The sequence below is a fragment of the Aestuariivivens insulae genome (assembly GCF_022662195.1).
Classification (GTDB): domain Bacteria; phylum Bacteroidota; class Bacteroidia; order Flavobacteriales; family Flavobacteriaceae; genus Aestuariivivens; species Aestuariivivens insulae.
Genome location: NZ_JAKMCS010000003.1, coordinates 89,948 through 103,914, shown reverse-complemented (window position 1 = coordinate 103,914; position 13,967 = coordinate 89,948). Strand labels below are relative to the sequence as shown.

At 36.8% G+C, this 13,967-nt stretch carries 14 protein-coding genes; 5 read left to right on the top strand and 9 right to left on the bottom strand.

The window, feature by feature from the left end; all coding sequences use genetic code 11:
- Positions 1 to 88: 88 nt before the first annotated feature.
- Positions 89 to 1,498, bottom strand: a complete 1,410-nt coding sequence (locus MR062_RS04800; protein WP_242202950.1) for a TolC family protein — start codon at positions 1,496 to 1,498, stop codon at positions 89 to 91.
- Between the two features lie 14 nt (positions 1,499 to 1,512).
- Positions 1,513 to 2,115, bottom strand: coding sequence for a TetR/AcrR family transcriptional regulator (locus MR062_RS04795; protein ID WP_242202949.1), 603 nt, complete (start codon positions 2,113 to 2,115; stop codon positions 1,513 to 1,515).
- A gap of 275 nt (positions 2,116 to 2,390) precedes the next feature.
- On the opposite strand from MR062_RS04795, the gene MR062_RS04790 reads away from it, so the two are divergent.
- The 5 genes from MR062_RS04790 (at position 2,391) to MR062_RS04770 (ending at position 6,298) form a co-directional block, all read left to right on the top strand.
- Positions 2,391 to 3,365, top strand: coding sequence for a polyprenyl synthetase family protein (locus MR062_RS04790; protein WP_242202948.1), 975 nt, complete (start codon positions 2,391 to 2,393; stop codon positions 3,363 to 3,365).
- Entirely contained in the window at positions 3,365 to 3,712 is a 348-nt protein-coding gene (locus MR062_RS04785) for a hypothetical protein (protein ID WP_242202947.1), read from the top strand. Before MR062_RS04790 ends, MR062_RS04785 begins: the two co-directional genes overlap by 1 nt.
- 63 nt (positions 3,713 to 3,775) lie before the next feature.
- On the top strand, positions 3,776 to 4,210 hold the full coding sequence (locus MR062_RS04780) for an RrF2 family transcriptional regulator (RefSeq protein WP_242202946.1): 435 nt from the start codon (positions 3,776 to 3,778) through the stop codon (positions 4,208 to 4,210).
- 51 nt (positions 4,211 to 4,261) lie between these two features.
- A complete protein-coding gene (gene ric, locus MR062_RS04775; RefSeq protein WP_242202945.1) occupies positions 4,262 to 4,993 on the top strand; it encodes an iron-sulfur cluster repair di-iron protein in 732 nt (243 codons plus the stop codon).
- Positions 4,994 to 5,104: 111 nt separating this feature from the next.
- Positions 5,105 to 6,298 (top strand): hypothetical protein, encoded by a 1,194-nt coding sequence (locus MR062_RS04770; protein ID WP_242202944.1) that lies wholly within the window; start codon positions 5,105 to 5,107, stop codon positions 6,296 to 6,298.
- Positions 6,299 to 6,360: 62 nt separating this feature from the next.
- Here MR062_RS04770 and MR062_RS04765 read toward each other — a convergent pair whose 3' ends face one another.
- The 7 genes from MR062_RS04765 to nirK form a co-directional block, all read right to left on the bottom strand.
- A complete protein-coding gene (locus MR062_RS04765) occupies positions 6,361 to 8,136 on the bottom strand; it encodes a nitric oxide reductase activation protein NorD (protein ID WP_242202943.1) in 1,776 nt (591 codons plus the stop codon).
- Positions 8,137 to 8,254: 118 nt separating this feature from the next.
- Positions 8,255 to 9,028: a CbbQ/NirQ/NorQ/GpvN family protein gene (locus tag MR062_RS04760; protein WP_242202942.1), complete on the bottom strand. Its 774-nt coding sequence runs from the start codon at positions 9,026 to 9,028 to the stop codon at positions 8,255 to 8,257.
- A gap of 91 nt (positions 9,029 to 9,119) precedes the next feature.
- Positions 9,120 to 10,463, bottom strand: a complete 1,344-nt coding sequence (locus MR062_RS04755; RefSeq protein ID WP_242202941.1) for a cbb3-type cytochrome c oxidase subunit I — start codon at positions 10,461 to 10,463, stop codon at positions 9,120 to 9,122.
- Positions 10,464 to 10,477: 14 nt separating this feature from the next.
- The gene (locus MR062_RS04750; RefSeq protein WP_242202940.1) at positions 10,478 to 10,912 is read right to left on the bottom strand and encodes a c-type cytochrome; all 435 of its coding nucleotides are present in this window, start codon (positions 10,910 to 10,912) and stop codon (positions 10,478 to 10,480) included.
- A gap of 24 nt (positions 10,913 to 10,936) precedes the next feature.
- On the bottom strand, positions 10,937 to 11,653 hold the full coding sequence (locus tag MR062_RS04745; protein WP_242202939.1) for an SCO family protein: 717 nt from the start codon (positions 11,651 to 11,653) through the stop codon (positions 10,937 to 10,939).
- 4 nt (positions 11,654 to 11,657) lie between these two features.
- A complete protein-coding gene (locus MR062_RS04740; RefSeq protein WP_242202938.1) occupies positions 11,658 to 12,434 on the bottom strand; it encodes a formylglycine-generating enzyme family protein in 777 nt (258 codons plus the stop codon).
- A gap of 12 nt (positions 12,435 to 12,446) precedes the next feature.
- On the bottom strand, positions 12,447 to 13,877 hold the full coding sequence (nirK, locus tag MR062_RS04735) for a copper-containing nitrite reductase (RefSeq protein WP_242202937.1): 1,431 nt from the start codon (positions 13,875 to 13,877) through the stop codon (positions 12,447 to 12,449).
- Positions 13,878 to 13,967: the final 90 nt, after the last annotated feature.

Below are 13,967 nucleotides of genomic sequence, written 5' to 3'. Positions count from 1 at the left end.
GCCAATAATCAGTGTTTTAGTTATGTTGATTGGTATAGGTTATTATTTGTTAAATGCCCATTATGGGCTTTCATTTTTATGATTGATTTTAGTTGTTTACTGTATTTAAAATGGTTTCCAACGCAGCTTTTTTATTAATAACATCTAGCATGGCTTGTAGAAACTCCTGTTGCGAGCTGTATAGCTGTACCTGCGCCTGCCTGAGCTCAAAACTGCTAGCAATGCCTTCATAAAACTTGGTTTGGTTTTTTTGCTCTATGCGTTCGGCCAAGTTTAGGTTCTGTTTTTTGTTTTCGTATTCTTCTATGGCAAACTGATAATCGCTTTTAGCTGAAGCAATTTGAAGTTTAAGTTTTTGTTCTACTTCAGTAAGGTCGTCTTTGGCTTTTTCAAGGTTTATCCTAGCACGTTGTGTTGAAGCGCTTCTACCTCCCGAACTAAAAATAGGGATGTTCATACTAACCCCTAATAGAGATGAGCCAAACCATTGTTGGCTACTATTTAAGAATGTGAAGCTATCGCTAAAACCACTATAACCAGCATTAACAAAAGCGCTTATATTAGGTAAGGCTTTGCTTTTTTCAAATTTTAAAAGCAGCTCTTTAGAGGTTTTGTCATTGGCGGCTATTTTATAATCAATGGTGTTTTCAACATTGTTTTCGGTATTGAGTAAAGCGATATCTATATGTTGGCTCGTTAAGCTTTCCAAATTATCGGTTAAGATTGTATTGGAATTAATATCGATTCCCAGAGTGATATTTAACATTTGATATGCCAACGTTTTTAAGCGTTGCGTATTTTTTAAATTACTTTGTACGCCAGAAAGGGTTATTTGTAGTTGCTCTACACTTTCTTCCTCGGTTAACCCATTTTCATAAATTTTGGAAGTTTCACTTAGGTTTTTTTCAAGCACACTTATGTTGCGCTCTAAAATGCTTACGCTTTCTTCTGCTAACAAGACATTTCCGTAGGCATTAATTACAGCCTTTCTAACCTCTAAATCGGTTTTTTCTTTAGCGTTTTTAGAAATTTCCAGAAATACTTTAGCCGATTGCAAGCCCACTAGGTAAGAGCCATCAAAAATAAGTTGGCTTAGGGTCACCGATGCGTTCATGTTCTGTTTGGTGCCAAAGCGTAACGGTATAAAACCTTCAGGGGTATCAACTTCTTTGCTGTTTCTTATGGGACCATCAAAGTAATCGTTAACAATATCTATAGTACTTTGTGTATTATCGAAAGCGGCGGCCGGCAACAATGAGACCTGTTGTTTGAGCCAATTTTGGAATTCTATTTTTCCATTTATTTGTGGCAATCCAATGGTGGTAGTTTCCCATTTTTGCTGTTCGGCAGCCTCAATATCGCGACTTGCATTTTTAGCAACTCTATTGTTTTCGAGTGCATAATCTATTGCTTCCTGTAAAGTAAAGCTATGGTCTTCTTGAGCATAGGTTAATGTAGTTATTAGTAACCCGAAAATGATAATTAATCGGTTTTTCATATGTTGTTTAGTGTTTAAGACTGAGTATTAATAAATTGGTTCAATGTTTCAAGGCCTTTTTTAGAACAAATACCCCTTAAATGATACTCAAGAAAATAATCCATAAGAGCATTCATAGAGAAATGCTTTAATGGAAATAAATCCTTGTCTTTTAAAGCTATCATGGAATTGAAATATATTCTGGATATAAATTCTATATTAATGGTGTCTCTGTATAGTCCAAGGGTAATGCCACGCTCTAAATTTGCTTTAACGCAACACTGCATGACTTCAAACTGCTTTTGTTTTAATGTCGCAAATATGGCAGGATAATATTTTTGAAGCTGGTATTGTGGCGATGACTTTTCGTCTTTTAAATGATTCATCACGAAACGTTTAATGTCGTAAATCTCTTCAATTGGATTCTTTTCCAATGCGCAAATACAGTCAATACCTTCTGAAATATTTTCGAAAACATACATTGTTGTAGCTTCTACTAACTTGGTTTTATTATCGAAATGCTGATAGATTGTTTTTTTGGAAATGCCCAAGGCATGTGCTATGTCGTCCATTGTAACGCTCTTAAACCCGTAGTTTAAGAACATTTCTCCTGCGTTGTGTAGTATTTTATCTCTCATAATGTGGTGCAAAACTACGTCAGGAAACTTTAAAAACAAAAAAAGTTTCCTAAGTTTTGCAATTTTTTAACATTTATTTTATAAAAGAACAAATCCACCACTTTTTAATTTATGGGCCTCTGTAAAAACTTAAATTTTGTTTCATAACCTATAAAATTTAAGCTCATATTGTTAACCATACTTCGACATTGCTCAGCAACCACTTCGTTTATGCATGGATTTTTTCAAGCGTTTTTTTGAATTTACAAATGAAAAAATTCATGTACTTTTACCCCATGTTATCAGTAGAAGAATACCAACATCAATTTGTTACATATTTAGAGAAATATACTGTAGCGAGAGAGCCAAAAAACCTTTACGAGCCAATTCGTTATATTTTAAATTTAGGAGGTAAGAGGCTAAGACCTGTGTTGACTTTGTTGACTGCAGAAATTTTTAATAGTACTTATAATAAGGCTTTAAACGCAGCATTGAGTATAGAAGTGTTTCATAATTTTTCGCTGGTTCATGACGATATTATGGACGATGCCCCTTTGAGACGAGGGAAACAAACGGTGCATGAAAAGTGGGATGTCAATACCGGAGTCTTATCGGGCGATGCCATGCTTATTATGGCTTACCAATTATTTGAGAATTACCCGCCGCATACTTTTCAGGCATTAGCGCAATTATTTAGTAAAACGGCTCTAGAAGTTTGTGAGGGACAACAATACGATATCGATTTTGAGTCCAGGGACGATGTTTCTATTCCGGAATATTTAAAAATGATTGAGTATAAAACGGCTGTTTTAGTGGGTGCTGCTATGAAAATGGGAGCTATTGTGGCCAATGCATCATTAGAGGATCAACATAACATATACGAGTTTGGCAAAAATTTGGGCATAGCCTTTCAGTTGCAAGATGATTATTTGGATGCTTTTGGCGATCCCAAAACCTTTGGAAAACAGGTTGGAGGTGATATTATTGAAAACAAGAAAACCTATTTATACCTGAAGGCTTTGGAGTTTTCCAATGAAACCGATAAAACGACATTACGACAACTATTTGCTTCAAACCCAGAAGATATTGCTACAAAAATAGAAACTGCAAAACAGTTTTTCTTATCCTCGGGTTCTGCGGAAGAAACAACAAAAGCTATTAAGGATTATACCCAAAAGGCTTTTTTGGTTTTAGAATCCCTTCACATTTCTGATGAAAAGAAGCAGTTGCTAAAAGATTTTGGGACTGGATTAATGCATAGAGACGTGTAATGCAACTACCAACTACTTTTGACGCCTTAATAGAAGAAGCCAACCAATTAGATTTATACACTAAGTTGATTAGTCAAATTAATAAGGATTTCCTTTTGGCTAATATCGATTTAGAGTTTGATAATGCTATTGAACCGTTAAGCCTTAAACTGCTGCTTCACGAAACAATTTACAAACTCATACAGGAGAAATTCGCAGATTATCTTAATTTACTATACATCATAGATGTGTCTGAAGCCCAAATAAAGGCATTGGATGGAACCGATATTCTAAAACTATCGGAAGATGTTGTTTTTTTAATATTGCGACGGGAATGGCAAAAAGTTTGGTATAGACATAAATATTAATTAAGATAAAATTGTCTTAATTGATTGTTTTGTCTTAAATTTGTAGTCTATTAAACTAGTAATATGTTTTCCAAAGCTTGTGAGTACGGTATAAAAGCAACAATTTTCATCGCCATAAAATCTTATGAAGGTGTACGCGTAAGCCCTAAGGAGATAGCTAAGGAAATAGATTCGCCAGAAGCCTTTACTGCTAAGATTTTACAGGCACTTGTGAGGCACGATGTTATAAGCTCTTTAAAGGGAGCCTATGGCGGTTTTGAAATTGCCAAAGATAGGATCCCATTAGTAAAACTAGCAGATATTGTTAATGCCATTGATGGTGATGCCATCTATAATGGTTGTGGTTTGGGCTTGCATAAGTGTAGCGAAACGCATCCATGCCCCGTACACGATAAATTTAAAGCCATAAGGGAAGGTTTAAAAGACATGTTAGAACGTACTAGTTTGGAAGAATTAGCATTAGACATCAAATCTGGAGCTTCATTTTTAAAGGTTTAAAAAAAATTTACAAATAAAAAGGATAAAAATATCCGAATTAAATATTTAGTCATGATAACATTACAAAACGATTCACAAAAGCAAATAGGACAATTTGTAGCCGAAGATTTTAGAACAGCAGCTGTTTTTTCAAAATATAACATAGATTTTTGCTGCAAAGGAGACCGTACTATAGAGGAAGTGTGTGAAAAGAAGGGTATAGACACTAACGGACTGTTGGACGAAATCCATAGTGTCTTAAACGCAACAACCGACCAATCTATAGATTATAAGTCTTGGCCGCTGGATTTGTTAATAGATTATATTGAAAAGAAGCACCATCGATATGTAGAGGAAAAAGTACCTGTGTTACTTCAGTTTTTAAACAAGCTTTGCCATGTACACGGTGAGCGCCATCCCGAATTATTGCAAATCAATGAACTGTTTAAAGCCTCGGCAGGTGAGTTGGCAGCCCATATGAAAAAAGAGGAGTTGATCTTGTTTCCGTTTGTTAAAAAAATGGTGAATGCCAAACTGGGACAAGGAGCTATTGAATTGCCCCAATTTGGTACCGTTGAAAACCCTATAGCCATGATGAAGCACGAGCACGATAACGAAGGCGAGCGTTTTAGACAAATTGCAGATCTTAGTAATAATTATAACCCACCGGCCGATGCCTGTAACACTTATAGGGTTACTTATGCCATGTTAGACGCGTTTGAAAAGGATTTACATTTACACATTCATTTAGAAAATAATATTTTATTTCCTCAAGCTATAAAGCTAGAGCAACAATTTGGTTAGTATTGTAATGCATTTTTTTGCAATTACTTTGGTTGGTGAAATCCCAGAATGTGTTTAAACCTTCTGGGATTTCTTTTTAATTAACTATTTTAACCCAGAAAAATAAATGATATGCCAAAAAGGTTTGTTGTTGTTTGCCTTGTAAACTTTTTTATTACTGCTTTAATGGGTTTGGTTTTACGGTATTCGTTTATAGAAGCCATTCCTTTTAATTATAGGTTTTTAACGCATGCCCATTCGCATGTGGCCATGTTGGGGTGGGGGTATTTAATGTTGTTTGTATTCATAGTACATTATTTTATACCCAAACGTAAGCATGCCCATTTTAAGCGATTGTTTTGGATAACACAGATTGCTGTAGTGGGCATGATACTAAGCTTTCCATTTCAAGGCTATGCAGCAATATCCATTACCTTCTCTACTTTGCATATTTTGTGCAGTTATTATTTTGTGTACCTAGTTTGGAAACAGGTTAATATAACATCCAAAACGGTTAGGCGCTTAATAAAAGCAGCTTTGGTTTTTATGTTGATATCTACATTAGGTGTGTGGTGCTTGGGGCCCGCGGTGGCTACTTTGGGGCAGGCCTCTGCTTTCTATCAAATAGCCATTCAGTTTTTTTTGCATTTTCAGTTTAACGGATGGTTTTTAATTGCAGTGATAGCTATCTTTTTTTATTTTATCAATATTCAGGAATCCAGGCTGTTTCGTGTTTTTTTTAGGCTTCTTGTTATTTCAACAATTTTAAGTTTTGCTTTACCGGTTCAATGGTTTGCACCGCATAAAATCTTGTTTTGGATAAATGGTTTGGCCATGTTTATGCAATTGGTTGTGCTTATTATGTTTTTACGCCTTATTAAATTCAAATTAACACTTGTGTTACAACATAAAAATAAGCTTTTGCTTTACCTATACAGTTTTGCTATTTTTTGTTTTGTGTTAAAAATGGGGTTACAGTTGGCGTCTGTTTTTCCAGAATTCTCACAAACCGTTTACCAACATCGTAATTTTGTAATTGGTTTTATTCATTTGATCATGCTTGGGATTGTTAGCGGATTTTTATTGGCTTTTATTTTAAAAAGCGGTTGGTTACAAAATAGCAAAGTATTAAATGTTGGTGTAGCTTGTTTTTTGTTTGGCTTTGTGTTGACAGAAGCATTATTGTTGCTTCAAGGTTATCGTTTTTTTATAAGGGAAGGATTGTTTTCCTATTACTATACCTTGCTTTTTGCTTTTAGTATTTTACTACCATTGGGTATAGGTTTGTTGCTGGTCAATAATATAAATTGCTTGAAGGCAAAATGATGTGATATCCATTTATTTTTATATTATGGAGATTTGCAATTGAAGTTTAAGGAATGGTAGTTTCAAGACTGATGTTTAATTTTTTCATAGAGCTTTACCAACGATTGTAACAGCTCTGTGGGGTTTGTGAGTATTTGGTAGTGGTTTTGGCCAAACATTTGGGGTAGATAGTATTTGGCCTGGGCTTCAATGGCCAAAGCATACGAATTTATTTGACGCTCATTCAATTCGCGAAGTGCTTGTTTTACATCGTTAATACCGTATTTGCCTTCGTATTTGTCGTAGTCGTTTGGTTTGCCGTCCGATATTAAAATGACCCATTTGTTTTTGGTGTTACGTTTATCAAGTAATGCACCAGAGTGTCGTAAAGCCGCCCCAATGCGTGTATAGCCACTAGGTTCTATGCCTCCTACTTTGTGTTTAGCGGTATTCCAACTTTCATCGAATCCTTTCAAGGTTAAATAACTGGAATGGTTACGGGTTTTGGAATAAAAGCAGTCGATAGAAAAATCGATGTTAAACTCATTTAAAATTTCTCCGAAAAGGATTGATACTTGTTTTTCAACGTCAATAATTCGGTTGCCAGCGGCATAGCCATCACTGGATAAGCTTATATCTAGAAGCAGTAATATGGACAGGTCTTTCTCTTTTTTTCTTTTGGAGAGGTAGATGTTTTCTGAAGGGGTGTGCCCCGATTTAATATCGGTAAATAAATCTGTAATGGCATCAATATCAAGTTCCTCACCTTGTGGTTGCCTACGTTGTTGCTGGTATTTGTTATTTACGGTAGTTAGCATTTTACGTAAACCCATTAACGTTGAACGGTTGTCGTATAAGGTCTTTTTGTAAAAGGCAGTATCGATCTTGGAGGGTGCTTTGGGATAAACTTTGCAATAATTTTCTTTATAGGTTCTATTGGTGTAATTCCACTCGTCGTAACTAATATAATAATCGTTGCTTTGGCTTTCGGCACTTTCAGCAATGGTCGTGTTTTCAATAAAATCGGCTTGGTAAACCGAATGCGCCATATCGTCAACGCGAACCGTATACTTCATGTTTATTTCGTCCAGAGCATTCGAGTGGTCATCAAGGTCGTCATCACCATCCATATCCCTAAAATTTCCGCCAAATTCTTCGGCAGTTTCTACCTTTTCAAATTGATGTTGTAAAACGGCATCTTCCATTTGCTTCTGGTCGATTTGCACTGAAATAATTTCTTCTACCGCTTTCGATTTTATAATGGTTTTAGCTTGTTCTTCTTGGGCTTTTTTTACTTTGTCTGAAAAGTTTTCCAAGCGTTCCATACGATTGTCCTTAATGTCGTTTTTCATCCACTTGCCATAAATAAAACTAAAGTCTGCTGGTTTGTTATTGGTGGCTTTTGCTTTATAAAAGGCTGTAAAGGCTTTGTGGTATGATTTGGTAACTGGAAATTGCTCAAATAAAATAGACAATACCTTGTCTGATGTCTCAATAGCCTTTTGTTGTGAAGTCTTGGTATCGTAATCTAAGGTAGTGTTCCAATTAAGGTTCAATTTTTTTTGAACCGATAAGTACAACACCCGAAATAGATAAAAGGCAATATTTTCTTCAACAGTTTTAAATTCGGAAAAACGTGCAGGCAAAAAGAAATTATTGTTGCGGTAGCCGCCTTCGCGCTCAGCTTCAAAAATTTCTATAGCTTCACCTGTAATGGCACGAGCCAAGATAGTGAGCCTTGGCTTTATGTGGTTTAAATTAACGGCATAGACAAGTTCTGCTTCCTTAACTTTTTGTCGTTTTTTAAAGAAGAAAGCAAACTTGGTGAAAATATACTCATCTGGTTCAAATTCAAACATAGTATTCAGTACTCAGTATTCAGTACTCAGTATTCAGTATTCAGTGTTCAGTGTTCAGTAGTTCGTTGCAGGGGGTATATTTTCCTGCTTACTGCGACTGTTAACTGCCTACTGATGGTTAGATCATTAAATCACTTAAATCCTTAAGTGCTTGTATAACTTCCAAATCGTCCGTTAGAGGTTCAACAATTGCAACATGAACTGCCAATCGTTTTGGCAAACCAGCATGGATTAATTTAGCGGCATCGACCAATAACCTTGTAGAAACGGTTTCTGTTAGACCCAATTCAGTAAGGTTTCTAATTTTGGTTGCAATGTTTACCAGTTTTTTGGCAACATCATTTTCAATACCTGTTTCGGAAACTAAAATTTCGGTTTCTATTTTTGCTTCGGGATAATGGAATGATATGGCAGCAAAACGTTGTCGGGTGGAAGGTTTTAATTCTTTAAAGCCTCGTTGATAGCCAGGATTGAATGAAGCTACTAACATAAAATCTGGGTGCGCCTTTATGGTTTCTCCAAGCTTATCTATAAATAATTCACGCCGGTGATCGGTAAGGGAGTGAATGGCAACTATCACATCGGGTCGTGCTTCTGCAATTTCATCGAGATACAAAATATGGCCTTCTTTAATGGCTGTTGTCAAGGGGCCGTCCAACCATATGGTTTCTGCTCCTTTTAAGATAAAACGACCAATTAAATCGGTTGAAGAGGTTTCTTCATGGCACGATATGGTTATCAGTTTTGTTTTTAGCTTATAGGCCATATGTTCTATAAACCTAGATTTTCCAGTTCCAGTTGGGCCTTTCAACAGGAAAGGTATTTTACAGGTATAGGCGTGTTCAAACACTTCATGTTCCTTGGCTATAGCACGATAATATGGAATATGCATCTTGTATTTGTTTAAAAGATACCCGCATTACATATGGATTTCAGGTAATGCGGGCTCCATTGAGTTAGTCTTAGGCTTTTGTTTTAATATTTTATTGGGCGTTTGTATTGACTAAAGCTTCATCTGTAGGCTTGCCATGTTTATAAAAGTCTATCATGTAGGCAATAATACCTGTTAAGAATAGTGTGGCACATAGGATGAGAACAATGAAATGAATTTCAATTTCCTTTTGTACGGCCATGAATTCCATTTTAAACTTACGTTCTAAATAGACCTGGGCAACGCCCGCTACACCAAAGGCTACGGTCATACCAATAATACCTATGTTCGATAGCCAAAAAGCAACTCTACCACGTGTGCTTTCATATAATTTTCTACCGGTCATGTTTGGTAAACTATAGCTAATAATGGCTAAAACAATCATGGCATAAGCTCCCCAGAAAGCCAAGTGGCCATGCATAGCAGTTACAAGTGTCCCGTGGGTATATATGTTTGTTTGTGGTAAGGTGTGTGCGAAGCCCAATAATCCAGCACCTATAAATGATACTATGGCAGCTCCAAGTGTCCAATAGAGCGCTAATTTATTTGGATGTTTCTTTTCACCCTTTCTATACATGTTAACAGCGAATAGGGCCATTGCCAAAAATGCCAAAGGCTCTAAGGCGGAAAAAATACCGCCAACAATCAACCAAATTTTGTTAACGCCAATGTAGTAATAATGGTGGCCTGTACCCAAAACTCCAGATAAGAAGGTAAGACCAACAATTACGTATAGCCATTTTTCTATAACCTCTCTATCTACCCCGGTTAATTTTATTAATAGGAACGATAGGATACCACCCATAATTAATTCCCAAACACCTTCTACCCATAAGTGAACTACCCACCACCTAAAGAAAGAGTCTTTTACTTGACTGTCGAATGGCAACATGCCCGGTAAGTATAATAAGGCCGCAAATAATAATCCCATGGATAGTACCAATGCGGTTGTGGTTTTTCGTTTACCTTTAAAGAGGGTGGCTAAAATTAATCCCAAAAACAGGAGTACGTTTACTACCACCAAGTAATCCAAAGGCCTTGGGATTTCCAAAAACTTACGTCCTTCCCAGTAGTTAAAATGATAACCAACAATTGCTATAACGCCTACTACGGCTAAGCTTATTAATTGCACGTAAGCTAATTTTACGTTTACCAACTCACGTTGGGCCTCTTCTGGAATAATGTAATAGGCAGCTCCCATAAACCCTGATAATAACCATACTACCAAAAGGTTAGTGTGGACTGCTCTTGCTGTGTTAAATGGTATAATACCATGAAGGTTGTCAAAGCCTGCATGGGCGAACCCCATGATAAAGCCATAAACAATTTGAAGCCCAAACAACAACATGGACAGGGCAAAAAACCAATACGCTACTTTTTGTGATTTATATTTCATAATATCAATTTAGATTAGTTGTTATCTTCGGCTAATGGGGATACTACGGTATCGAACCCGTTTAAATCGATGTTGCCTATCCAATTAAAAAAGGCGATTAAATCGGCGGCTTCTTCTTGCGAAAAACCATAGGCCACCATTTTTCTGCCATTTGGAGCCCAATCTACAGGTGTAGTCAATACGGCTTTTATATAGCCTTCACCTCTACGCTCTACAACTTTTGTTAGCTCTGGCGCATAATAAGCGCCCTCACCTAAAATGGTGTGGCACCCCATACAGTTATTAGCTTCCCATAGGTTTTTACCTCTTACTACGGCGTCTGTAATGTCTTCATTATTGGATTGGTCTTGCGATTTACCAAAAGAAAAAATGGTAAGCCCAATAAATATAAGGAAGGTAACAGCTGTTCCTCCCAGAAAAAATACGCGTGCTTGTTTTTTTGATAGCATATTTACTTGTTTTTAGTTAGAATTCTATTTACTTGTTAGTTCCAGAATGGATTGTACGGTTTCTTTATTATCTACGCCCAACCCTTCTTGTTGGTGTGCCAGTTCACCTTTTGGATTAAAGACACTTATAATATTGGAATGTGAAAAATCCATGGGAGATATTTGTTTGTATTTTACGGCCAATACATTGGCAAATTCACGTACGCTACTTTCGGAGCCTTGTAAAAAAGTCCAATGGTCACCATCCATAAAGTTTTCCTTGGCAAAGCTTTTTAAGCGTTCTGGGGTATCTGTTTTTGGGTCGATACTTACCAAAACGAAGTGTGCATTCTCAAGCTGGTTTTTGGGGATTTGTGCTTCAATATTTCGCATATCGGCAACCAGTCGTGGGCAAGCAGCCTTACAGGTTGTGTAAATCATGACCATAACCAAGGTTTTGCCCTTTAAATCTTTAAGCTGAATAACTTCACCTTCTTCGGTATGCCATGAACTGGTTAGGTTGAAAATAGATTCTTCTGAAAACGTATTTTGATTCATGGCTAATTTTGAAGATGTCTCAATGCGTTTTAAATCCATCTTACATACAGGACAGCTTCCAAAATCACTATAAGTTTTATTATCTTCACATAGCATGGGACACTGATAAGTCTCTGCCAATTCTTGTTTTGTTTCGTTATTGGTTTTGCAACTTAGAACGGTTAATGTAATTGCAAATACCAAAAGAGTGTATATAGTTTTCATGCGTTTACAGGTTTTTATCTATATCTTTCACACAACGAAATCCTAAATTTTTCATCGTGTATTTGGCTTTTAAACTGCCCCGTATGGCATACCTCATAAATGCCGCATAGTTCATGAGGTCTGTGGCGCCAACGGCAGCGCTTCCGCAGAATAAATTAGTGTCTTTATCGACATCTTTTCTGGATTCACCAGACACTAATACCGAGTTGAAATCGAGTGTCCATTCCCAAACCAAACCATGAAGGTCGTACACATTCCAATAATTTTTAAAGGTTGAACCAACAGTATTGTTATCTGTCTTTGGTTTTTCATACCAGCTTAAAATAAATGTGTTATAGGTTTTTAATTGCCTGGCATCTGGCAATGTTTGGTTTGCCATGGCTACATATTCCCATTCGTCTATGGTGGGTAACCTTTTTCCTTGGCATTCGCAATAATCTTTAGCGGCAAACCAAGAGATGTTTGTAATTGGCGCTTTTGGTAATTGGTTGCTTCCTAGCTCTGTATCAGACCTCCAATATGTTAAATAGCTTTTGTCTGCAAATAGTTTTTTTACTTGTGAGCGTTGCCATTTAGGGTGTTTTTTTACGAACTCCAAATATTCTAAATTGTTTACTGGGTAAACATCCATTTGAAAATTTGAAATGGTAACTTTAAGTGAATCCCTCCCATACAGTGGAATATAAGTGCCTCCCTTAATGGTAACCATTTCAGATTGACCATTTGCATGGTATGTACCAATGGTGATTAGACAAATTATCAATCTGAAAATGGTTTTCATTTTAAATAGTGTTTAGTGACCGCTTTTTACTTGGTCTACTTGAGATTTTGTTACTACGGTTTTGTTATTGCCCCATGAATTATATACATAGGTCAATACGTCTGCTATTTCTTCATTGCTAATTGCTTGCCTAGTCATAACACTATTGTATGTTTCGCCATTAACGGTTATTTCCCCGGTTTTTCCTTTAAGAACAATATTAATGGCACGATTAACATCGGCATTTAAGTAGTCTGAGTTTGCCAAAGGAGGAAATGCATTCGGAATGCCTTGACCTTCGGCTTGATGGCAAGCAAAACAGGTTTGCATGTAGATTTTCTTTCCTGCCTCCATTTTTTCAGCTAAGGTTTTAGATGTTGCTACTTCAGCTTTTTTACCATTTCCGTTTGGCATTACTTGAATTCCGCCACCTTCTGGATTATAAATGCCTTCTTGTATAACACCAGAATAGATTTTTTTGTTTTCTTTACCTTCAACCTTTAACATGCCTAGGGCCCCTTTGTTAAAGGCTCTAAAAATGGAGTGGTCTACTAGGATAAAGGTTCCTGGAACATCAACTCTAAACTCGACTATGGCGGCGCCTCCAGCAGGAATTAATGTGGTTTGAACATTTTCGTTAATGGTTGTGCCCCCTTCAACATGAACCTTGTCAAAAATCTCACCAATAACATGGAAAGAAGACACTAAATTAGGGCCACCGTTACCAACAAAAAGACGAACGGTTTCGCCAACATTAGCCGTTATGGCATTGTCTCCTGTTAAAGCGCCAACACTACCATTAAATACCACATAATCGGCATCTTCATCAACGGCTTTTTTCATATCGAATGCTTGTAAACCGGGCGCTCCATTTTCACCTTTGGTATAAAAATCCCCTTGCATGATGTAATATTCTTTATCCACTGGAGGAAGACCACCATCCGGTTCAACCAATATTAATCCGTACATTCCATTGGCAATGTGCATCCCTACAGGAGCCGTTGCACAATGGTAAACATATAACCCTTCATTTAATGTTTTAAAACTGAATTTTTTCTCGTGCCCTGGAGCAACGAAAGATGAGGTAGCGCCACCACCAGGCCCAGTTACTGCATGTAAATCGATATTGTGGGGTAATTTATTATCTGGATGATTGGCTAGGGTGAATTCTACTTCGTCACCAACCCTGGTTCTTATAAAACTTCCTGGGACCGAACCTCCAAAGGTCCAGTAATTATAGGTTGTTCCATCTGTCATGGTGCCTTCTTTTTCTAGAATCTCCATGTTAACAATAAGTTTTTTTGCCTTTCTTCTACCAACAGGTGTGGGGACATTTGGTGGAGCAGTTAATTCGGCAACCATCTCTCTATTCACAGGAATGGTGCTGGCATCTGCATATTCCTTTTGTTCATTATCAATACATGCTGTGAACGATAAGATAGAAGCCAATAATGTATAGGACATTATTATTGATTTTAGTTTAGCCTTCATTGTACGTTAGATTTTGTTATGGTTAATTTAATAAAAGACAAATTTGTCTTTTTTGTTAAAACA